Source organism: Marinibactrum halimedae, assembly GCF_021234875.1.
Lineage (GTDB): Bacteria > Pseudomonadota > Gammaproteobacteria > Pseudomonadales > Cellvibrionaceae > Marinibactrum > Marinibactrum halimedae.
This window is the reverse complement of record NZ_JAJQVM010000025.1, coordinates 19,701-42,493: the sequence shown is the minus strand read 5'-3', so window position 1 is coordinate 42,493 and position 22,793 is coordinate 19,701. Positions and strand designations below refer to the sequence as shown.

The 22,793-nt window shown below is 44.4% G+C and carries 20 protein-coding genes and 1 CRISPR repeat array; of the genes, 18 read left to right on the top strand and 2 right to left on the bottom strand.

The window, feature by feature from the left end; all coding sequences use genetic code 11:
* Positions 1-238: 238 nt before the first annotated feature.
* From cas1f to LU351_RS14450, 12 genes are all read left to right on the top strand, one after another.
* Positions 239-1,210 (top strand): type I-F CRISPR-associated endonuclease Cas1f, encoded by a 972-nt coding sequence (cas1f, locus tag LU351_RS14500; RefSeq protein ID WP_232594809.1) that lies wholly within the window; start codon positions 239-241, stop codon positions 1,208-1,210.
* Positions 1,207-4,629: a type I-F CRISPR-associated helicase Cas3f gene (gene cas3f, locus LU351_RS14495; protein ID WP_232594808.1), complete on the top strand. Its 3,423-nt coding sequence runs from the start codon at positions 1,207-1,209 to the stop codon at positions 4,627-4,629. The genes cas1f and cas3f overlap by 4 nt, the downstream gene beginning before the upstream one ends.
* A 281-nt stretch (positions 4,630-4,910) precedes the next feature.
* Complete coding sequence (locus tag LU351_RS14490; RefSeq protein WP_232594807.1) at positions 4,911-5,084, top strand: hypothetical protein; 174 nt, start codon at positions 4,911-4,913, stop codon at positions 5,082-5,084.
* 44 nt (positions 5,085-5,128) lie between these two features.
* A complete protein-coding gene (locus LU351_RS14485; protein WP_232594806.1) occupies positions 5,129-5,737 on the top strand; it encodes a hypothetical protein in 609 nt (202 codons plus the stop codon).
* Positions 5,737-5,913, top strand: coding sequence for a hypothetical protein (locus LU351_RS14480; RefSeq protein WP_232594805.1), 177 nt, complete (start codon positions 5,737-5,739; stop codon positions 5,911-5,913). Before LU351_RS14485 ends, LU351_RS14480 begins: the two co-directional genes overlap by 1 nt.
* Entirely contained in the window at positions 5,906-6,028 is a 123-nt protein-coding gene (locus LU351_RS20755; RefSeq protein ID WP_269783470.1) for a hypothetical protein, read from the top strand. The genes LU351_RS14480 and LU351_RS20755 overlap by 8 nt, the downstream gene beginning before the upstream one ends.
* A 70-nt stretch (positions 6,029-6,098) precedes the next feature.
* Positions 6,099-7,451, top strand: a complete 1,353-nt coding sequence (gene csy1, locus LU351_RS14475; RefSeq protein WP_232594804.1) for a type I-F CRISPR-associated protein Csy1 — start codon at positions 6,099-6,101, stop codon at positions 7,449-7,451.
* Entirely contained in the window at positions 7,451-8,506 is a 1,056-nt protein-coding gene (csy2, locus tag LU351_RS14470) for a type I-F CRISPR-associated protein Csy2 (RefSeq protein WP_232594803.1), read from the top strand. Before csy1 ends, csy2 begins: the two co-directional genes overlap by 1 nt.
* A gap of 46 nt (positions 8,507-8,552) precedes the next feature.
* Complete coding sequence (gene csy3 / locus LU351_RS14465; RefSeq protein ID WP_232594802.1) at positions 8,553-9,572, top strand: type I-F CRISPR-associated protein Csy3; 1,020 nt, start codon at positions 8,553-8,555, stop codon at positions 9,570-9,572.
* Positions 9,573-9,580: 8 nt separating this feature from the next.
* The gene (cas6f, locus tag LU351_RS14460; protein WP_232594801.1) at positions 9,581-10,135 is read left to right on the top strand and encodes a type I-F CRISPR-associated endoribonuclease Cas6/Csy4; all 555 of its coding nucleotides are present in this window, start codon (positions 9,581-9,583) and stop codon (positions 10,133-10,135) included.
* A 130-nt stretch (positions 10,136-10,265) separates the two neighbouring features.
* A CRISPR array of direct repeats spans positions 10,266-12,996; the repeat unit is 28 nt; unit sequence GTTCACTGCCGAATAGGCAGCTCAGAAA.
* Between the two features lie 180 nt (positions 12,997-13,176).
* Positions 13,177-13,980, top strand: a complete 804-nt coding sequence (locus tag LU351_RS14455) for a hypothetical protein (RefSeq protein ID WP_232594800.1) — start codon at positions 13,177-13,179, stop codon at positions 13,978-13,980.
* Between the two features lie 22 nt (positions 13,981-14,002).
* The gene (locus LU351_RS14450) at positions 14,003-14,935 is read left to right on the top strand and encodes a type VI immunity family protein (RefSeq protein ID WP_232594799.1); all 933 of its coding nucleotides are present in this window, start codon (positions 14,003-14,005) and stop codon (positions 14,933-14,935) included.
* A 95-nt stretch (positions 14,936-15,030) separates the two neighbouring features.
* Here the strand turns inward: LU351_RS14450 and metG are convergent, their stop codons facing one another.
* Positions 15,031-17,058: a methionine--tRNA ligase gene (gene metG, locus LU351_RS14445; RefSeq protein ID WP_232594798.1), complete on the bottom strand. Its 2,028-nt coding sequence runs from the start codon at positions 17,056-17,058 to the stop codon at positions 15,031-15,033.
* A gap of 231 nt (positions 17,059-17,289) precedes the next feature.
* On the opposite strand from metG, the gene apbC reads away from it, so the two are divergent.
* Positions 17,290-18,420 (top strand): iron-sulfur cluster carrier protein ApbC, encoded by a 1,131-nt coding sequence (gene apbC / locus LU351_RS14440; protein ID WP_232594797.1) that lies wholly within the window; start codon positions 17,290-17,292, stop codon positions 18,418-18,420.
* A 5-nt stretch (positions 18,421-18,425) separates the two neighbouring features.
* On the opposite strand, the gene LU351_RS14435 is transcribed toward apbC, so the two are convergent.
* Positions 18,426-19,562: a phospholipase A gene (locus tag LU351_RS14435; RefSeq protein WP_232594796.1), complete on the bottom strand. Its 1,137-nt coding sequence runs from the start codon at positions 19,560-19,562 to the stop codon at positions 18,426-18,428.
* 459 nt (positions 19,563-20,021) lie between these two features.
* Between LU351_RS14435 and dcd the strand changes: the two genes are divergently transcribed.
* The 5 genes from dcd to LU351_RS14410 are packed head-to-tail and all read left to right on the top strand — an operon-like array spanning position 20,022 to position 22,731.
* Positions 20,022-20,591 carry a dCTP deaminase gene (dcd, locus tag LU351_RS14430; RefSeq protein WP_232594795.1) on the top strand — a complete coding sequence of 190 codons (570 nt, stop codon included), beginning with the start codon at positions 20,022-20,024 and terminating at the stop codon, positions 20,589-20,591.
* A gap of 39 nt (positions 20,592-20,630) precedes the next feature.
* A complete protein-coding gene (locus tag LU351_RS14425) occupies positions 20,631-21,047 on the top strand; it encodes a hypothetical protein (protein WP_232594794.1) in 417 nt (138 codons plus the stop codon).
* A 21-nt stretch (positions 21,048-21,068) separates the two neighbouring features.
* Positions 21,069-21,503, top strand: a complete 435-nt coding sequence (arfB, locus tag LU351_RS14420; RefSeq protein WP_232594793.1) for an alternative ribosome rescue aminoacyl-tRNA hydrolase ArfB — start codon at positions 21,069-21,071, stop codon at positions 21,501-21,503.
* A gap of 6 nt (positions 21,504-21,509) precedes the next feature.
* Positions 21,510-22,250 carry a 2OG-Fe(II) oxygenase gene (locus LU351_RS14415; protein WP_232594792.1) on the top strand — a complete coding sequence of 247 codons (741 nt, stop codon included), beginning with the start codon at positions 21,510-21,512 and terminating at the stop codon, positions 22,248-22,250.
* Between the two features lie 22 nt (positions 22,251-22,272).
* The gene (locus tag LU351_RS14410) at positions 22,273-22,731 is read left to right on the top strand and encodes a DUF3592 domain-containing protein (protein ID WP_232594791.1); all 459 of its coding nucleotides are present in this window, start codon (positions 22,273-22,275) and stop codon (positions 22,729-22,731) included.
* Positions 22,732-22,793: the final 62 nt, after the last annotated feature.

The following is a 22,793-nucleotide window of genomic DNA, read 5'->3' as shown; positions in this document are numbered from 1 at the left end:
ATTTTTTGCATTTTCTGCCTTCAATACTTTCCCCCAGTTTTACTCTCCACTCGGAATATCTTTTTTCTTCTTTCGATTTTTCCTCCTTTCGTCAGTGTGATAGAAGTTTATATTTTAGTGGCGCATAAAATTTCAATCAATTATGTGTGCCAAAATAAAGGCTCATATTTTTAAATATGTCTTTATGGCGTAATATTATTTTCTTTCTATTGGTGGTTGAATATTTTAAGAGAGTGATATGGAACCTTTTTCTCCTTCCGATTTAAAAACCATTTTGCATTCAAAACGAGCCAATTTATATTACTTGGAGCATTGTCGAGTATTGGTAAATAGCGGGCGTGTTGAATATTTAACTGAGCAAGGAAAAAACGAACTGTATTGGAATATTCCTATTGCCAATACGACGTCTATTTTGCTGGGCACCGGTACATCCATTACGCAGGCGGCAATGCGGGAATTGGCTAAAGCAGGAGTATTGGTTGGGTTTTGCGGGGGTGGGGGAACCCCTTTGTTTTCCGCGAATGAATGTGAAATGCCGATCTCTTGGTTAACCCCACAAAGTGAATATCGCCCAACCGAGTATGTGCAGCAATGGGCAAAATTTTGGTTTGATGAAGACAAACGCTTGGAAGCCGCAAAACGATTGCAAATAGGTCGACTCACTTTTTTAAAAAAGCAATGGTGCGAGAGTGGTGTTATTGACCGCAGTTCATTTTTGTTTGAAAGGGAATCGTTAGATCGCATCATTCAAACAACGACAAAGAATATTCAGGAAGCGCTCTCTGTTACAGAGCTATTAGCCAACGAAGGCCGTTGTACAAAACAATTGTATAAATTAGCGGCGCAAGCTGTGGAATATAACGATTTTACGCGTCAACAACGGGGAATTGACCCTGCTAATCGATTGTTGGATCACGGTAATTATCTTGCCTATGGGTTGGCGGCCACAGCCACTTGGGTGTTAGGTATTCCTCATGGGTTTGCCATTTTGCATGGCAAAACGCGACGTGGTGGTTTGGTGTTTGATGTGGCCGATTTAATTAAAGATGCATTAATTTTACCTCAGGCATTTATGAGTGCCCTCTCTGGTGATGAAGATAATCAATTTCGTCAAAAGTGTTTACAGCATTTTCGTAAAACAGATGCGTTGGATTTTATGATTGACGAATTAAAATCGCTCGCCGCTGATATGAGCGGTGAAACATCATGAATATTTTGATTGTTTCTCAATGCAATAAGCGTGCTTTGCTCGAAACCCGACGTATTGTCGATCAATTTGCAGAGCGCTGTGGAGATCGTGTTTGGCAAACCGCCATTACTCACGAAGGGTTAAAAACATTAAGGCAGCTATTGCGTAAAACGGCTAGGCGAAACACAGCGGTGGCCTGTCATTGGGTACGGGGGAAGAATAATACGGAGCTGCTCTGGTTAGTTGGGAATGCAGCAAAGTTTAATGACCAAGGGCGTGTACCCACGAACACCACTGAACGCTTGATTTTACGAGCCCATACAGAAAATCAATGGCACACCTTAGAAGATATCGCTTTATTAGCCGCTATTGCCGCTTTATTTCATGATTTTGGTAAGGCTAATGTGCTTTTTCAGAAAAAACTCAGAGCCAAAGTGTATCAACTTACCTCCGAGCCTTATCGGCATGAGTGGGTATCGTTACGCTTATTTGAGGCATTTGTGTTGCGTCTTACCACGAAAGTGTCTGGCACGTTGCTGGATCAGCACTGGCTGGAAGCGCTGGCGAATATTACTACCCATGACGAGGCGGATTTATTAGATCATCTTAAAAAAGACGATGGAGGCAAAACGCCACAACCGAGCCCTTTTAAACGATTACCACCGTTGGCGCAGGCGGTGGGGTGGTTGATTCTCACTCATCATCGTTTACCTAAAGCACCAACAAACGGTGATTCTCGGTCTGTCGATTATATGGATTCTTACTTGACGAAGGCACTTCGGCCAAATTGGATTTCTCCACAATTAATGGCGCGATTATGGAAAGAAGACGAGTTTGAAAAGGTATGGCAGTTTAGTAAAGGTACACCGTTGCAAAGTCATGCATGGTGCGCTCGTGCGCGAAAAGTGGCAGAAAGAGCCCTTAAACGGTCGAGTTTTTATCAATCCTCTTCATGGATGAATGATGTTTTTACTTTGCATATGGCGCGGATGAGTTTAATGCTGTCTGATCATCATTTTTCTTCGTTGGCCAGTGAGAAAAAATATTGGAGCACACTGTACCGAGATAAACAATATAAAGTATTTGCTAACACCCAACCCAATCGAACACTTAATCAACGACTGGATGAACACTTGGTGGGTGTGTATCGAACCAGTTTGCAGTGGGTGCGATTTTTGCCCCTTTTACGGCAATCGTTACCGTCTATTACACGTCATTCGAGTTTGAAAAAACGCGTCACGGATAAGCGATTTCTTTGGCAGAATAAAGCCTATGATTTAGCCAGAAATCTCAGGGAGCAGGTGGCAACGCAAGGTTTTTTTGGACTCAATATGGCCTCTACTGGTAAAGGAAAAACTTTTGCTAACGCTAAGATTATGTATGGCTTGGCGGATGAAAAATTAGGGTGTCGATTTTCCGTGGCATTGGGTTTGCGAACTTTAACCTTGCAAACTGGCGATGCCTATCGTGATTTTTTATCGTTAGATGACGATGACCTTGCGGTATTAATTGGTTCACAGGCGGTATTGCAATTGCACAATTTGGCTGAAGAATCGAAGCAAAAAATTGAGGATAAAGACGCTAAAAGTAAGCCCTCCGAAAATAATACCATTGAAAAGTGCCCCGGTTCGGAATCGGCGAATGAGTGGTTTGATGAATCGACTTATGTGAAATACGAAGGTGCGGTAGGTGATGGTATTTTGGGGCAATGGTTGGGGCGACAAGGTAAGGTCAATCAGTTGGTGAGTGCGCCTGTGTTGGTAAGCACCATCGATCATTTAATGCCGGCAACGGAGTCGTACAAGGGCGGGCGACATATTGCACCGATGTTGCGATTGCTCACATCCGATGTGGTATTCGATGAGCCGGATGATTTTTCAGCGGAAGATTTACCCGCGTTATCTCGTTTGGTGTATTGGGCCGGTTTACTAGGGGCCAAGATCGTATTGTCGTCGGCAACACTGCCGCCTTCCATTGTCGAAGCCTTATTTTTAGCGTATCAATCTGGGCGAATGGCGTTTAATCGTGCTCGGGGAGAAGTTGCTCAACAAAATGCTTCTTCGATTACCTGCGCTTGGTTTGATGAATTTTCCAGTGAGGCGATGACGGTTAAGAATAAAGATGATTTTTGTCAGAGCCATCAAACTTTTATTCAGAAGCGCGCCGAGTTTTTAGAAAAGGCGCCAGCGCAACGGTTGGCTGAAATTGTTTCTGTTTCCGACCTTGTGCAGATGCCGAATCATAATGCGCTTTCAAGCGAAGGCGATTCAGGAGTATTTGAGCGAGTCGCAAATCGTATTTATCGCAGTATTCTAGCGTTGCATCAGCGTCACTTTGTGGTTCACCCTACCCAAAAAACTAAACTCAGTATTGGGTTGGTACGCATGGCCAATATTAATCCGCTAGTGGCGGTGGCAAAGCGGTTGATTGGTTTGAGTCCGCCGAAAGGCACGCAACTTCATTACTGTGTTTATCACAGCCAGCTCTTGTTATTGCATCGTTCCAAGCTTGAGCAGCAGTTAGATACAGTACTCAATCGCAAGAAAGACGATGCTGTTTGGTCTCATCCGTGTATTCAAGAGGCGATTGATCGGCACCCTGAAGATGAGCATATTTTTGTTGTGCTGGGCTCACCCGTAACCGAGGTGGGTCGAGATCACTCTTATGACTGGGCGGTGGTCGAGCCTTCCTCAATGCGATCCATTATTCAATTGGCGGGGCGAGTATTGCGGCACAGTGTTCATATTCCTAATTCTCCGAATATTCATTTGTTTAATGAAAATGTAAAAGCACTTCGGTTGGAAAATACATCGAACTCCTCTTCTTTGAGAGGCTCCTTTGTTTTCTCGCGGCCAGGATTTGAATCTTCTTATTATCAGTTGTCATCGAAGCAATTAACGAGTGCATTGAATGAAGATCAATACCGCGTTATTAATTCCGTACCTCGATTATGTGAGCGAGAAACTTTATACCCAACAGAAAATCTAGTGGATTTGGAGCACGCTTATTTGAAAGTAATGTTACTAGAGAACGCAGAAAGGCCGCTTTATGCCGCACGCTGGTGGCAACACCCGGCCCATTGGACATATGAATTACAGCGTCAAACCCCTTTTCGACACTCGACGCCAGATGTGCAGTACGCGTATGTAATAGACGATGAGCTGAGCGACCCGGTTATGCATTATTGGCACTCTAATGGTGAGTTGAAATCGTGTTCTTATCAGTTTGTTCATGAAGCTAATACCGTGCAGTGTGCCAATGGCGTCAGTTTTTGGGGAGCAGTAGATTACCTTGAGGCGTTATATCGGTTGTATGACAACAGCGAAAGCGACTTAAAAGCCCTGAGTGTGCGTTTTGGTAGTGTGACACTACCTGAGCTAAGCGATGAAGCGAAATGGGCATTCTGTTCAGTGATGGGGTTTTACAAGCCCCTAGAATAGGGGCTTGTAAAGCTGCCTGTTCGGCAGTGAAGATATCTCTTTTCTCTTTAAATGTAGCTACATTTTCTTAGCTGCTTATTCAGCAGTGGTATGATAATGGTGAAAACTGAGAGTAAAATCAAATAGTTACTTCTCCTTTTATCTATTTTAGTCCATGTAAATACAATTATATAGATACATGATTGACCATGTAACTTCAATTATATAGATTGTAAGTGTTGATGTTTTGATCGGGGTGGGATATCTTAGGTTTATATCAATTGAACTTGAAAGGGTCTGTAATGAAACGAAAGAAAAGCTCTTCTGCTGGAAGGTGGATTAAAATTGGTATTCAAATAATGGTAGTTAAAGTGGCTTCCATGCTGTTTTCGTTATTGGTCGGCACTTTGCCGTTTGATGATTTTTATATTGCACCTGAGTTTTATGCAGAAAATATGCGCATGGCTGCATTATAAGTTCGATTTTTAGGTTTATGAAATGCAGTCAAGGTTAGTGGTTTTTGTTTAATCTCTATCGGTTAAATTTCCCGTTGCTTGCAGCGGGACAGTTTATAAATGGGGTTTTAGCAATGTTTGGCAGAAGACAAGATCATATAAGAACAGAAGAAAAGTATCGACTGCTAAGGGAGATAACTTATGAATCTGTTATGGAGGAATATCCTGGAGTTGTTGCAAAAGGAATTACGATGCAATCTGCTTATATGGCAGATAAATGGAGTGAAGTAGTAAGTGACTCTGCCCGAAAGCAAAGAGCGCCTTGGGAGTGGGTAAAAGAATTTCCTTACTATCAAAGTCGCCCAAATCGATTCGAAATATCTCTTTGGGGTAATAATGAATTGGGTGCCCTATGTTATGGGCAAACCTCTGTTAGAGGTACGAAGGTCAGAATGAACCTTATTGAATCGACACCTGTCCGTCCAAGCCCTTTGGGTATGAGAGCTTTACCTATTTTATCATTTGCGGCTGCCATATTTGCGGACATTGTGGGTGCGGATGAGTTATGGATACTAGACCCTGATCCTCGTCTTGAAAATTTGTATATGGATGAAGGCTTTGAATCTAGGTCTATTTATCATGGAAGACGGGTAGGGCAAAGGAGAATTTTATAATGCTTGATCCAACCACAAAAGAGGGGCGTGAGGAAATTGAACGTCGAATTAAAAAGCGGAAAAGGGAAGCAAGTGAGGCCCGAGAGCGAGCGCAGAAAGATATAGAGTCAGAGCCTTCTGGAAAGTTAACTTCTCCAAATGAGTTGGATTTAATGAGGGATAGGAAAAGTGAATAGTAAAAACCCTGCGGAAGAAAAAATGAAAATTAAGCAAAATTTAAAATCTAAGAAATTTGAAATTAAAAAGTCGGCACTAAAGATAGAGGAAGCTATAAAGAAAATTAAAAAGTGATGTTCGTTGAGTGGTTTGTAGTCTATAAAAAATCTTAGAAATCTATAAGAAGAAAATTTTGGGGTGCGATTTGGAAGAAAAAATACTTTTATTACAAAAATCCGTTATAGAATACATCGAAAAACGCAAGTTGGATAAGCTTGAAAAATTAGAAAAAGAATCGACAAAAGCAATAAAAAATGCCGCGCCGGAGATGCTGGCAAGTGTTGAGGCAGAAGCTCAAGAAAAGCGTCACGCACTTGAAGCCGCTTTTCAGCCAGCGGTATGGTTAGGTGATGCCGCAGAGCGGGCGAAGCAACTGAATGTCGTTACTCATGGAATTAAATATCTTCATTCTGATGCGAAAGGCTCCAGTTGGTTTTCACCTGGTAGTGAAGACAATACGCGTTATGTGAGTACCGCATCCATTCCACAACCAGAATTAGATATTGTTGGTAATGCAGCGGCGCTGGATGTAGGCAAACTTTTGCAGCTTACGGTTGAAAACCTTAGCGTTATGGATGTGATTCGAGAAAAGCAAGCTGTCTTATTTGACGGAATTGCCGAATCGGAGGCTCAAGCTCATGAATGGATAGAAAAGTTTGGTGCCGTCATCTCTGCAACGAATCCATCTACGCATAAATTGGCTAAGCAGGTTTATTGGCCTATTGATGAAGGTTATCATTTGTTATGCCCGTTATATGCTACTTCACTGACTCATGCCATTTACGAAAAAATCCAATCTTCTCGATTTAGTGAAACCTCGAAAGAGCGCCGTAAAGCACGCAAGAAAAACCAGTATGCTGAAGGTGATGATCATAATTATGTGAATGTGGCTGTCCAGACGTTTGGGGGTACGAAACCGCAAAATATTTCTCAGTTAAATTCTTCTCGTGGTGGCAAATCATATTTGTTTTCTTGTGCGCCTCCGCAGTGGGAAACGCAAAATCAACCCCCGTATCGCGTTCGCAGTGTTTTTAATGGCCCTCTTTACCCAATTTTGTCTGGGCCAATCTACGGGTTGAGAAAATTTCTAGAGGCGAACTTCGATGCTCGTTCAACATACCCTATTCGACAAGAGTGTGCGCGGCGTATCATTCATATTATCGATTTGGTTATTGGCTACACACAGGAGTTAAAGCAATTCTCCCCTGGGTGGAGCGCCCACCCAGATTGTCGATTATTGCGTCATCAACGTTTGTGGTTAGATCAACGACGCTACCTTTCGGATGAAAAGTTTGCTCATGAGTTTGATCAAAAAACATGGCAAGCGAAGGTGGCAGAAGATTTTTCACGTTTTCTTAATAAGCAATTGGAAAAAGGCAAAAAATTGGCCATGAGCGACGTGGAATTTGTACAGTGGAAAGTATTGAGTGAACAAGAATTTCGCTTAATTACCGATGATATTAAAGAAACGCCGATGTGGAATAGAGGGAATTCGTAATGGAATCATTGGTTGTATTACCTCATCTACATGTTCAAAATGCCAATGCGATAGCCGGCATTACTTGGGGGTTTCCTGCTGTCACCCAATTTTTAGGGTTTACTCATGCACTTCAGCGGCGATTGAGACAATCGCTAAAAGAGGCTTTCCCCTCAGATGCAGCATGGCTCACTTCGGTTGATGAAATTGTTTTCCAAGGGTGTGCAATAATTTGTCATCATACGCAGCATCACGCTTATCAGCCTACGCCCTATTCAGACTCGTTTTTTTCATTAACCCGTAACCCGTTAACCAAAGACGGTAAAACGGCCGCATTTAATGAAGAAGGTCGTATGCATATGGAAATTACGTTAGTGATTGCCGCTGTGGGCACAGAAAATTTTGACGATGAAGAAGAGGCGATTTTCACTAAAGTATTGACAAGTGTAGTGCCGACCATGCGTTTGGCCGGTGGAATCATTACTGGTTGGCAACCGCCTAAAATATTGCACAATGCCCAAGCCTCTTTCCATAATGAAAAAGAGAACAAACAGTTTTTAAGGTCATTATTGCCTGGTTTTGTTTTGGTGAGTCGGCAGGATATTTTAGAAAAACATACGCAGAAATTTGGCGGTGATGCATTGGAGGCGTGGTTGGATTTTTCTCGGCTGACCTATCGTGCCACAGAAAAGTCACCAGAAGTTGATGTGCAAGAAGAAAGCACTGCGGAGAAAAAAAGAGACAATCAGGAGAAAGGGGATACCCAATGGGAGTTGCAACAGCAGTATGGTGGTTGGATAAAACCCATTGCGGTTGGGTATCGTTCGATGTCGCCATTGTATGAGCCGGGAAGTATTTGTAATGCAAGAGACACTGCCACGTCCACTCGATTTGTTGAGTCGATTTATTCTTTAGGGCAATGGATGAGTCCTCACCGAATGATGGAAGTATCGCATTTATTTTGGCAATACGATTACGATGAAGGTTCTCATAGCTATATTTGTTCAAATGCTTATCAAGAACCGCCAGTGCCAGATGACATTGACCAAGCCGTAATTGAACCTGTTGTTGATTAATAACGAATAGAACATTCATTATAAAAGTGATTGAAGGAGACTTAAGATGGCTACCTTAAAAGTGGCTTCTGTATTGGCGTTTGAGCGAAAATTGGCAAATTCAGACGCCGAAATGTTTGCAGGGTGTTGGAAAGAAAATGTGCAAGAAATGTTTGCTGACAACGCTTGGCAACCCATTTCATTGCAAGAAAAATCGGTACGAGGCACGATTTCGAATCGACAAAAAAATGCCATTATGAGTGACCCGGCTAAATTGGATCAGGAAGTACAAAAAGCGAATTTACAAACGGTGGATGTCGCCGCTTTACCCTTTGATACCGACACCTTAAAAGTCAAATTTACCCTTAGAGTGTTGGGAAATTTGGCAATACCTTCTGCGTGTAATGACCCGGCCTATCAAGAAAAGCTAGAAGCGACAATTAATCACTATATTGAAACTGAAGCGTTTACAGAATTGGCCTATCGCTATGCTACGAATTTGGCCAATGGTCGATTCCTGTGGCGTAACCGGGTAGGGGCAGATGCAGTTTGTATTCGTATACAGTGTGCCACAACCGGTAAAGAATGGGTATTTGATGGTCTGTCTTTTTCTCTGCGGAATTTCTCTGAACGGAATACGGATTTGGCAGCCTTATCGGAATCCATTCGTTTAGGTCTGTTGGAAGAAAAGCCGTGTTTTTTAACGGTGGAAGCGTTTGTAAAAATTGGTCCGGGGCAAGAAGTCTTTCCATCCCAAGAACTTATTTTGGATGATAAAAGCCGCAAGAGTAAAGTGCTTTATCATGTTAATAATATTGCGGCCATGCACTCTCAAAAAATTGGCAACGCTCTACGTACCATCGATGATTGGTATCCTAATTCTGATGAGTTCGGTCCAATTTCTGTTGAGCCGTTTGGTTCGGTGACGAGTCGTGGGCAAGCCTTTCGTCAGCCAAAACAGAAAGTCGATTTTTATACCTTGTTTGATCAATGGGTGACAAAAGACAAAGCGCCCGAGATTGAGCAACAGCATTATGTGATTGCCACGTTAATTCGTGGTGGAGTATTTGGTGGTAAAAGTGAGTAGGGGAGCGTATGGATTATTATACTGATATTACGCTCATACCAGATCCTGACTTTTTACCACCGATGTTAATGAGTGCGTTGTTTAATAAATTTCATCGTGGGTTAGTTAGCCAAGGCCTTGGTAAAATTGGTGTAAGTTTTCCTAAATTAAAGACGCATCTAGGGGAAGTTTTACGTCTTCATGGCACGGTTGAAGCACTGGATGGCTTTATGGCTCAACCGTGGCTGACAGGAATGCGCGATCATTGTCGAGTGGGTGAGATATTGCCTGTTCCCGATTCTTGTGAGTATGTAACGGTGAGCCGAGTGCAGAGTAAAAGCAACGTTGATCGATTGCGTCGACGAGCACAAAAGCGGCATGGGTATACTGAGCAGGAAGCTCAAGAGCGCATACCCGATGGCGTGGAAGAGGCACTATCACTTCCTTTCGTGAGGGTTTCTAGTCAATCTACTGGCCAGCGTTTTTGTTTGTTTATCCAACAGACAATATCGCAACAGAAGTCAGAGTCTGGCAAGTTCAGTGCCTACGGGCTTTCTTCTAGCACGACTGTCCCTTGGTTCTAACCCTTTTTTTAGCCATAAATATAAGTTATTGATATTTATGGCTTTTTCTTTTGCTTGTAAAAAGAGGGTAATTCAAGCCATAAACGCAATAGTTCTTTAACAATCAGATAGTTAGCAATGCTATACTCTAGTTCACTGCCGAATAGGCAGCTCAGAAAAAACCATCGTGCCGATGGCTGGCAATGTACTTTGTTCACTGCCGAATAGGCAGCTCAGAAAAAACGGATCGATGGGCCATGGGCGTACCAAGTGTTCACTGCCGAATAGGCAGCTCAGAAAGCGCACGCCTACGCAAAATCGGCATCGATATCGTTCACTGCCGAATAGGCAGCTCAGAAAACTCTATCCGCTTTTGACTCAACAGAACAACTGTTCACTGCCGAATAGGCAGCTCAGAAAGACACGCTTGCCCGGCGGCACTTCAGGCGGGGGTTCACTGCCGAATAGGCAGCTCAGAAAGTCCGCCCGTCGAAACGAATTTGAAAACCTGTGTTCACTGCCGAATAGGCAGCTCAGAAATCGCCCCGGCGCATACTCGCGGCTAGATAGGTGTTCACTGCCGAATAGGCAGCTCAGAAATCTAACGGCGTATTGCCTTCAAAGCTGGGGTTGTTCACTGCCGAATAGGCAGCTCAGAAAAAGCGGCAGCCATTCAACCGTCACCACCTTATGTTCACTGCCGAATAGGCAGCTCAGAAAGTACTCCAAACGCAGGACATTGGCCGCCGATAGTTCACTGCCGAATAGGCAGCTCAGAAAAACGGAGTTTTGCAGCTACAAAGAGTTTAAAAGTTCACTGCCGAATAGGCAGCTCAGAAAGAGATTTAATGAGGGGCAGCTCTGAATAATGGGTTCACTGCCGAATAGGCAGCTCAGAAAGGGTGCGGATTTATTTATGGGTTTATTTTTATGTTCACTGCCGAATAGGCAGCTCAGAAAGGACGGTTCGCGGGGCCAGGTCGTCGGTGTGAGTTCACTGCCGAATAGGCAGCTCAGAAACGCAGCGTCAGCGTGCGGCGGCGCTGAAGATGGTTCACTGCCGAATAGGCAGCTCAGAAATCATTTTCGAAGCCTCCTAATTTTCGCTGCGCGTTCACTGCCGAATAGGCAGCTCAGAAACGCTAAACGAACCGGGGATTACTAGGTCTAAGGGTTCACTGCCGAATAGGCAGCTCAGAAAAGACTCCGACACCGGCGAAAAAGTGACATTGTGTTCACTGCCGAATAGGCAGCTCAGAAACTTCAGAGCCTTCGAAAGCTTTATTTCTGTTTGTTCACTGCCGAATAGGCAGCTCAGAAAACTCCGTGAAAAAGCCGATTTTGAGAATCTGCGTTCACTGCCGAATAGGCAGCTCAGAAAGTCTTGGGGAAATATTTTCCGGAAATATAATAGTTCACTGCCGAATAGGCAGCTCAGAAAATTAGATCAAGTCGCAAGTTGTTGTAATAGTCGTTCACTGCCGAATAGGCAGCTCAGAAAATAGAAGAATCCACCACGGAACTCTCCACCACGTTCACTGCCGAATAGGCAGCTCAGAAAGTAAAACAAATTGATCCATGGTCACGTTATGAGTTCACTGCCGAATAGGCAGCTCAGAAAGCCGAGGTTGCACAGTGGAGGGAGTCCCTAGGTGTTCACTGCCGAATAGGCAGCTCAGAAATCAGGGGGCTAATGGTGGAGCAAGTTGGTTTTGTTCACTGCCGAATAGGCAGCTCAGAAACAATCCACCAATGGTGGCGGTGGCTCGCAACAGTTCACTGCCGAATAGGCAGCTCAGAAAATCAGGCGGCAAGCAAGATCAAAAGCATTTCTGTTCACTGCCGAATAGGCAGCTCAGAAAACCGGAATCACAATCCGGCAGTTTTTCATTACGTTCACTGCCGAATAGGCAGCTCAGAAAAACGTTTGGAACGAAGACGAAGAAACCATTGTGTTCACTGCCGAATAGGCAGCTCAGAAATCCATGACTTTACCGATTAATTGTTGTGTAGCGTTCACTGCCGAATAGGCAGCTCAGAAAGCAGCGTAGCGAGGACACGGCCCCTTTACAGGGTTCACTGCCGAATAGGCAGCTCAGAAAAAAAGATGATCAGTAACGGTATTTATTCACCCGTTCACTGCCGAATAGGCAGCTCAGAAATCTTAAAAACAGCGAGCAGCGGTTTCACAAATGTTCACTGCCGAATAGGCAGCTCAGAAATATTTGTTCAGAGTCTCGTTCCTGCCGGTGCGGTTCACTGCCGAATAGGCAGCTCAGAAATCTTGCGCTTTTCGCGGGCCTCTTGATGACGTGTTCACTGCCGAATAGGCAGCTCAGAAACGGCACAAATCTTAAATTAAGTGTATGGCTCTGTTCACTGCCGAATAGGCAGCTCAGAAAAGCTCCTGTGGGACTATTTCCGATACCAAAACGTTCACTGCCGAATAGGCAGCTCAGAAATTGAAGAGTTGCAAATGCTTAGACATGAAAAAGTTCACTGCCGAATAGGCAGCTCAGAAAACCGGCTTTTCAATCTCAGCGTAACACGCCGCGTTCACTGCCGAATAGGCAGCTCAGAAAGTGACACTTTCAATAGCTCTCTCACCAAAGCCGTTCACTGCCGAATAGGCAGCTCAGAAAAAACTGCGCGAGGCCACCTGATCTTTTCGCTGGTTCACTGCCGAATAGGCAGCTCAGAAATCAGAATGGACTTTTTTAATATTGGTCGTACAGTTCACTGCCGAATAGGCAGCTCAGAAAGTCCACCCTTGATCAGGCGCCCATGTTGAGACGTTCACTGCCGAATAGGCAGCTCAGAAACAGTACGCAAACATTTGTAGTGCTTGTTCATTGTTCACTGCCGAATAGGCAGTTAAAAAATTAGTTCAGGGAGAGTACCTTACCATTTACAAAGTTGTCATTAAATTAAACATAAGCTGCGCTTAGTCCAACTTTTATTTTGTGAAAAAACAGTACAATTTTTCTCTTATTGTACTTAATCGTCTTAATTAAAAAGTCATTATGTTGGTTGAAATCAGTGTCATAAAGGACGGGTGCACGATGGGTAAAGCTTGTGAGGATAAGTGCGTTGGTCAGGTTATTGCTGCCACTATTACGTTAAATGGAATGCCGAGTTATGTTGAAGACCAAAAGGCCATTCAACAGGTCTTATCGAAAGCGATTAAAAAAGCACAAAAAGTAGCTGAGGAGGACGCCGCCCGAAAACAGAATGAAGGTATTCCAACTTTATCAAGCGATGTGAACAGGGAAATTCAGATTGAGGAGATATTAAGCACCGCAAGCTCAGAAGAGCGAGCAGAGATGATCGACAATGGCGTGATGTGCGCGATAAGCTGCTGTTGTGATCGCAACCCTGCGAAGGGAGTAGGAGACCAAAACTTAAAGCAGCAATGTGTTGATGGTGTCTTGAAAGAAGCAGATAAAGCCATGAATTACAAAAGCCGCTATAAGTCTGAAATTTGGTGGAATATGAATATGGAAACCACAGGAATACCCACCCCTTTCATGCATAGGGATAAAAACGGCGCGGATACCACAGAACCTTCTCACTTCCCAATGGGGAGGATTAAAGAGATAGAGGGCTTTGAGCCGAGTCAGGGTTATTTACGTCGAACCGATGTGGTTATCGTGTCTGATTCGGAAAGACCGCCGGGTGAAGACAATATTGATAGTGTAGTTGAGATGAAGTTCGGTAAAGATTCGAGGGATTTCAAGCAAGATCAAGCTTACATTGAAATAGCGGGAGGCAAGGACAAATACCAAGTCTACCGAATTGGTGAAGAACCTGAAGAAGATGAAGAGCGTTTATGTAATTGCCATTCACCGATGCTCCCCCTTGAATGAATTCTGTACTTAAGGAGATAAAATGTCAGTATCACCAAAAGAGCTTAGCCTCAAACCATTGGTCTATTTTGAACGTAGCGGTGAACCGGCAGCTGTTCTTGGGCTCTCTATGACTTTCTATTTTGGCGCCCAAGGAAAGCGTGAGCGTCGTTTAGGTCTTATAAAAGCACTTGAACAGTTTTGCCAGCAGTCGGAAGGTCAACTCTGTCAGTACATGATTGATGGCGATAAAAGTTATCGAAAGCTAAACCACGGAGAGCGGCCAGATTTAACATTGCTATCTCCAATGGTGGATGAAAAGCCCGATTTTCAATTTAATGCGGGTAGCGCTTTGGAGGGAATAGCATCACCTTGGTCAACAGTATCTTTGGCCCTTAAGGTAATGCGAATTAACCGCTTAGGTTATTTGTTGTTGACTTATCCTTTGTCTATTTTGGATCAAATAGGGAGTAATGGTTTTATTCGTCAATTTGCAACGATTTGTAATGATCTGGAAGTTGAGCACGCTTATGCTGGGCTGAGTCCCGTTTTTCCTCATGGAGTTGGTGGTCAAAATGCAGCGTGCAAGCTGATAGGCAATACACTAATGAATTATCCTGGACTAGATGCGTCTGATTTAAATACAACCGCTCTAGGTTTCGGCGATGGAATTAAGTCTATCAATTTCTTAACGGCGGTCTCCCATCGTTTACTCGAAAAAGCCGGTGGTGCTCAGGCTATTTTACCGGGCCTTGACTCAAGAATTTGGCACTGTGACTACAGTAACGGTATTATTTTTCAAGCTGGTGAGAAACCAGAGCTTGGTTCGTTGAATCACCCTCCCGCTGCTTATGTGGCCTTGGGTAAGGCGCTAAAAGGTGTCCGTGCAGATTTCAATAAAACCATGTTTTATGATCCTGAAGGTAAAGACCATAAAGCCTTTAGTCAGCGTTGGTTGAGTCGATTTGATGGATAAGAGAAGGAGATAGATACGCCCATTAATGGCGTATCTATTGTAAGGTGAGCTTTGTTTTTATATAGGAATGGGGTGAAAAAACAGAAGGTGAAAAATTACATCACTCGCTGACCCGGTTTTGCCCCTTCGTGGGGTTCGAGTAAATAGATTTCTTTCCCACCCGGCCCAGCAGCTAGAACCATGCCTTCACTCACGCCGAATTTCATTTTACGTGGTGCAAGGTTGGCCACCATCACGGTGAGTTTGCCTTCTAAATCTTCCGGTTGATACGCACTTTTAATACCCGAGAAGACGTTGCGGGTTTCGCCGCCTAAATCCAACGTTAAACGCAATAATTTATTGGCACCTTCAACGTGTTCGGCTTTGGCAATTAAGGCCACGCGCAAGTCTACTTTAGCAAAGTCATCAAATTGAATTTCATCGGCTAGGGGCTCTTCTGCCAATGGGCCGGTAGCTTTGGGTTGGGTTTCCATTGTTTTTAAGGCTTCTTTAGAGGCGTCTACCATGGCGTCGACTTTTTCTTTCTCGATACGGGTTAATAATGGTTTAAATTTATTAATGGTGCTATTGGTTCTGAATTGAGGTGCGCTTTCCCAGGTGAGGGTTTCACCTAAGAAGGCTTCTGCACGCTCAGTCAATGTTGGTACAACGGGTTTTAAGAAGGCAATTAATGCGCGGAACATGTTAATGCCTTGGGTGCAAACGGCGACGACTTTATCTTCGTTGCCGTCTTCTTTGGCCAGTGCCCAAGGTGCTTGTTCGGCAATGTATTCGTTGGCTGCATCCGCCAAGGCCATAATTTCGCGCACGGCTTTGGAGAATTCCCGTTGCTCAAAGGCATCAGCAATGGTTTTTTCGCCGTCGATAAATTGCTGCCATAATGGTTCGTTATCGATATTGCTCGATAAATTTCCGCCGGATTTTTGAATAAATTTGGCGGTACGGCTGGCGATGTTAACGAGTTTACCCACTAAGTCTGAATTGACCTTTTGGATAAAGTCTTCCAAGTTTAAGTCAATGTCATCAACGCGGGCGGTTAATTTACTGGCGAAGTAATAGCGCAAGTATTCTGGATTTAAATGATCTAAATAGCTGCGAGCATTAATAAAGGTGCCGCGCGACTTGGACATTTTGCTGTTATTAACGGTTAAAAAGCCGTGTACATTTACTTTCGTTGGCGTGCGGAAATCCGCCGAGTGCAACATGGCTGGCCAAAACAGCGCATGGAAATTCACGATGTCTTTACCGATAAAATGATAAAGCTCGGCGGTGGAATCTTTCGCCCAGTAGTCGTCGAAATTTAATCCGTCGGTACGATCACATAAGTTTTTGAAACTGGCCATGTAACCAATAGGAGCGTCTAGCCAGACATAAAAATATTTGCCGGGCTCGCCGGGGATTTCAAAACCAAAATACGGTGCATCGCGGGAGATGTCCCATTCTTGTAAACCGCTGTCGAGCCATTCGGCCAACTTATTGGCCACTTCTTCTTGTAGGTGGCCTGCACGAGTCCATTCTTTTAAGAAACTTTCAAACTCTGGCAATTTAAAGAAAAAGTGTTCAGATTCTTTTTCGATGGGAGTGGCACCACTGATGGCCGAAATTGGGTTGATCAGTTCGGTGGGGGAATAGGTTGCGCCACAGGCTTCGCAGTTATCACCGTATTGGTCGGGCGCTTTGCATTTCGGGCAGGTGCCTTTGATGTAGCGGTCGGCCAGAAACAGATTTTTTTCGGGGTCATAGGCTTGAGTGATGCTGCGTGTGGCAATGTGACCATTGGCTTTTAGGCGCTCGTAAATTAACCCTGAAAGTTCACGGTTTTCTTCTGAGTGCGTCGAATAGAAATTGTCGAAGCCAATACCAAAATCGGCAAAGTCTTTTTCGTGTTCGGCTTTGACGTTGGCAATTTGTTCTTCCGATGAAATGCCGTTTTGTTCAGCTTTGAGCATGATGGCGGTGCCGTGGGCATCGTCGGCACACACATAGGTGCATTGGTGGCCCCGCATTTTTTGGAAGCGCACCCAGATGTCGGTTTGAATGTATTCCACTAAATGACCAAGATGGATAGAGCCATTGGCGTAGGGAAGGGCACTGGTCACCAAGATTTTTCGGGGCTGTGTCATAGGGCTTCCAATTTATACAGTATTAAGTGAATCGGGTTAACACGTTACTGGGTAACGCTGTTATTGAGTAAAGCTTTTTGGCGGGCGACTATACCACAACCTTGCATTTGATTTGAGGGTGGGCTGGCCCAATCATAAGGTTAAATTTGGGTGCTTTTGTTCCCAAAAGCCAGATTGTTCGGTGTAAGCCAAGAGGTGGCTTAACCGCCCTAAAACAGGAGTATTAATCGCATGTCTGTACCGTCTGATTCGAATTCCCCTCGTGTTGATGAAGCTCAGCTTTGGAAAGCCTTGGAAGGTGTGTATGTTGAAGATTTTGATGCCAATATTGTGGAGGCAGGCATCATTGATCAGCTGCGCATCGATGATGATCAAGAGGAGGAGAAAAGCAAAATCAATGTGGTGTTGAAGATGCCTTACGCTGGCAATTCGGAAATTCGTAATTTAGCCCAAGCGGTGTGGAATACGCTGTATCAACTGCCAGGTGTGGAAGCCCTTGGAGTGGATTTGGATATGGAGATTCCTCATGGCCCTGAAAATAAAGAGCTGCCGTTTTTAGCGGGGGTAAAGCATGTGATTGCGGTGGCGTCGGGTAAGGGTGGCGTGGGCAAATCTACGACAGCGGTGAATATTGCTTATGGGCTTGCTGCTGAAGGGGCGTCGGTGGGCATTTTGGATGCCGATATTTATGGCCCTTCTATCCCGCATATGCTGGGGTTGGGTGACAAGCGCCCAGAGATGGTGGACGGCAAAATTTTCAAACCGTTGGAGGCCCATGGCGTGAAAGCCATGTCGATGGGCTTTTTGGTAACGGAGCAAACCCCGATGGTCTGGCGGGGGCCAATGGCCAGCGGGGCATTGCAACAAATTTTGACGCAAACCGACTGGGGTGAGTTGGATTATTTGATTGTGGATATGCCACCGGGCACGGGAGACATTCAATTAACGTTGGCTCAAAAAATTGCCTTAAGTGGTGCGGTGATTGTGACCACGCCGCAGAATATTGCCTTGCTGGATGCGCAAAAAGGCATTGAGATGTTCCGCAAAGTGGATGTGCCGGTATTGGGGGTGGTGGAAAATATGTCGACCCATATTTGCTCTCAATGTGGTCATGAAGAGCCGATTTTTGGCACCGGCGGTGGCGATCGTATTGCCGAAGGCTACGAGACACGTTTATTAGGTCAATTGCCGTTGTCGCTGAAGATTCGTGATCAGGCGGATAAAGGGAAACCCGTGGTAGTGTCGAATCCATCGTCGGAGTGGGCGGAGTCTTATCGTAAAGTGGCTCGACGTGTGGGTGCTCAGGTGGCGATGAATTCCATGGCGGCGAGCTCTTTGAGTTTGGAAATTACGGATGAATAGCTTGGCTACATCCAATTCGATAATTCGAAACCAATACCAATACTTTCTGTACTGACGTCATAGTCGATTAAGCTTTCACCGTATCCGCTGAAGGCTTTTACAAACCCATCGATACGGGGAGTAAGAGGAAAGCTCCAAGTCATTTCAACAGAGCCACGATTATCAGAGCGTAAATTATTTCTCACAATCATACTGATTTCTTGTTGGCCGAATTTGTAGGCAGTACCGAAATCAAAATGGCCCACATAAAATTCCAAGTCGGGGTTGTCATCACCAGAGGGGTCTCCTTCAAATTTGTCTTCGTCTTCTGGGATGCGGTACCAAGGGCGCAGTGAGAGGGCTAAGTTTTCACGCTCCCAAACGGTTTGCGCAATGATGCGGTTCCAACTGCGTGATAAATCGCCACTGCGTCCGTTAGATTGGTGGTTAAAGCCAATTAAGTTGAACACATTTCGAAAGCCAAACAACTCATAGTCGTTTTGAAAAGACAGCAGAATTTCGGGCTCATGATTGGTTTCGCGAAATGGAGCGGAAATATCACTGTTGTAAGCCTGCCAAAATGAGCGGTTGGTGTAGGCAACCATGATGTCGCCGCTGGTGCCGAATATATTTTGTGCAGCGATGACTTTTAAGCTCAGTTGAAACTGAAATTCCGTTGAATCCAATTCACTGCCATAAATTTCATCAAACGGTTCATTATTGGGGGAAGGGTTGAACACAAATGGCAGGGCATAGTTTGGGTTATGCGGTGATAGCGCAAAAGGGTTCGCCATGGCTTTTTGTTCAAGTTGTATACGGCGTTGAACCAGACCAGGCTTGGTGTGATCTGTTTGGCGTGTGGTAACCGCTCCCTCTTTATTCGTCTCTTCAATCACTGTTTCTTCAATCACTGCCTTTTCAATGGCGTTAGTACCTTTAGAGGTTGAGGGTTCACATAATGCCCTGATTTCGGCGGCAGTCATGTTGTCTGAGGCGCGGTTGAGCGCATTTTCTAGACAGTTTTCTTCGAATTGATCGACAGCTGCCGGATTGGCTGGTGGTTCAGTAGCCCATACGGAAGTACTTAGGCTGGCAAGAGTCAGGCTGGCAAGAGTCAGGTTGGCAATAGAAAGTACTGTGGTAAGCCATTGTCTAATATGCATGATTGTTCTTAATGCCCCTTGATGTGTGGGTTATCGTTATCCTTATTGGTGAATATTCTTCCTACTCACTTCGTATTGTGTTCTTTTATAGCAGTTTGTTTTATTGCATTGGAAATATCGCCGCTGAAATGATTATGATGAGAATTATAGCGACAGCCTGGAGATTGACGTATTCATCTTGCGCCTTATGAAGCGGTAGTTCTGTTGGTTCGCACAGTGGGTGTGTCTTTTTTCTCGTTGTAAATTTTTTTGTTGGGCGAAAACCAGTATCATCCGAATCTTAGAGAAGCGATTTATACAGTATGAATTGTCACCATAGAGATAGCCATTGCGTAAATGGTTGGTATGTATGGTGGGTATGAACAGTGGGCATGGATAGCCACCGTATAAATAGTATCAATATTGGTCGTACACGCAGTGGTAGTACACTCAGTGGTAGTACAATGCTAGAGGCAGTCAATGAGTATTAAGTCAGATAAGTGGATTCGGCGTATGGCCGAAAATGAGGGCATGATTGAGCCTTTTGAGGCGGGACAAATCCGTTATGACGAAAAAGGTGAGCGCTTGATTTCTTACGGCACATCCAGTTACGGATACGATGTTCGTTGTGCCAATGAGTTTAAAATTTTCACGAACGTGCATTCTACGACGGTAGACCCAAAGCATTTTGATGAAAATAGCTTTGTGGATATTCAAAGTGATGTTTGCATCATTCCTCCAAACTCTTTCGCTTTGGCGCGTACGGTAGAGTATTTTCGTATTCCACGTACGGTACTGACCGTGTGCTTGGGTAAATCCACTTACGCTCGTTGCGGCATTATCGTGAATGTCACACCACTAGAACCCGAGTGGGAAGGTCATGTGACACTGGAGTTCTCCAACACTACGCCACTGCCGGCGAAAATTTACGCCAATGAAGGCGTTGCACAAATGTTGTTCTATGAGTCGGACGAAGTGTGTGATACCTCTTATGCCGATAGAGGAGGTAAGTACCAGGGCCAGCGTGGTGTAACGTTACCGAAAACCTAATTCTATTGGGGCCAATAAATCCGACACAAGAAGGTTGTCATGCAATACCAATGTGCACACTGTAAAAAAGTGTTTCGTGAGCAGGAAGCCAAAGTAGAAAACTGGGCAGATAATCAAAGTAATATGATTTGCCCTCATTGTGATGTGGCATTGTTGCCTGGTACTCGACAACCACCAACACTAAAAGAGCGCTTTCAAAAGATCAGTGTTAAGCATTTATCTTTTTGTGTTGCTTTTATGTTGGGTTTACTGTTTTTGGAGCGACGTGCCGGATTACCGCCATTATTTCCTTACATTGCAACACTGTTGGCGGCGTTGGGTGTGGTGATTCACGGTTGGTTTCAAGCCGACGGGCCTGAGCCGACTCAAACGGTGGATTTAATGATGGATAAATCCAGTGGTGGCAACGTTTATGAGTTTAACCCTTCTCGCTCAGGGTCTGATCATACTCATTAGAGGCGTGAGTACGGTTTTTTTATGATGGAACAATTAGCCATTTCTTCGACCCTGTCCATTGCGTTAAATGAAATTGAATTTCATGCAATGCGGTCTCAAGGTGCAGGTGGCCAAAACGTAAACAAAGTTTCCAGCGCCATTCATCTGCGTTTTAATATTCGTGCTTCCAGTTTACCGGAATGGGTGAAACATCGAGTGCTGGCTCGCAAAGATCAGCGTATTACCAGTGACGGTATTATCGTGATTAAAGCGCAGCAATTTCGTACTCAAGAAAAAAATCGTCGAGATGCCCTGGAGCGTTTGCAGGCCATTTTGCAATCCGCATTGCATATTCCCATTACTCGTATTGCCACCAAGCCCACTAAGGCCTCGAAACAAAGACGGCTCGATAGTAAATCTCGCCGCAGTGCCATCAAAAGCAAGCGCGGGCGTGTGACAAAACAGTCTGATTGGTAAACTTGTATGGAAATAGAGTCCACTATTGAATTGAGTTTGAGTGCTGAATTGGATTTGAGCACCGCATTGGATTCCATCGCTCAAGAGTTAGAACAAAATGGCTATGCCGTAATCGACCAACTTTTTCCAGAATCGGTATTGGAAAAACTAGAGGCAGATTTACAATACCACCTGAATAGTAATGCGTTAACGCCCGCCGGCATTGGCAGAGAAGGTGATTTTCAAACCAATACTTCCATACGTGGTGATAGCACGTATTGGCTAGAAGAGTCTCATGCCGCTGCTGCTGAATATTTTGCATTTATGGAGCAACTGCGCCACCTAGCGAATCGATATTTTTATCTTGGGTTGTTTCGCTATGAGTGCCATTACGCCCTGTATCCCACGGGTGCGTTTTATCAAAAACATTTGGATGCCTTTAAAGGGCGTTCGAATCGCCGGTTATCCACCGTCTTTTATTTAAATCGAGATTGGCCAGAGGGGGCGGGTGGTGAATTGCTACTGTATCCACCTGTGGAAGGAAGTCATTGGCAGTGTTGTCATGATCAGTCTTGTTATGATCAGAGCTTTCGAAATATTGAAAGTGAGCCATTGAGTGAAAAGCCAATAAATGAAGCACCCATAAAAGTAATTCGGCCTGAATTTGGTCGATTGGTGGTTTTTTTCAGTGAAGATTTCCCCCATGAAGTTCAGGTGGCAAAAAAAGAACGAATGAGCTTAACCGGGTGGTTTAGGGTGAATGATTAAACGTCATTAATGAGGGATAATTATGATCGCCAAAGTGCTTGGGTACAGCATCGGTGCACTTTTTATCGTTATCTTATTGGCGCCCATTCCTCTGTCGATTTGGTTCATTGTCGATCGTATTTCATTGTTAACTTCTGCTACACCCGCCCGCGCTATCATCGAAGAGTGTTATCGTCATCGTCGTTCTGGTACAAATGCCAAAGTATCTTGGGGGCCGGTTGCCGTTACGGTAGAAGGGTTAAAGGTAAAAGGGGATTTTAAATGGAGCAAGAAAAAATGGTGTGAATCCACTATTGGTGATGAAGTGACGGTTCTTTTACACCCAACGGATAAAAATAAACACCGCATTCATACTTTTTTCCAATTTTGGTTTTTGCCTCTAGTGATGACGCTCATTTGTATTGTGTTTTATCCGCTTTCGTATCGGGCAAAAAAGCGCAAAGATGCGGAAAAGAAGGCAGTCGAAGAGAGTAAAGAATAGAGCGTTAAATAAATAGAGCATTAATTGAGAGGGAGTAGCCACCGAGGTCAGTGGCTATATAT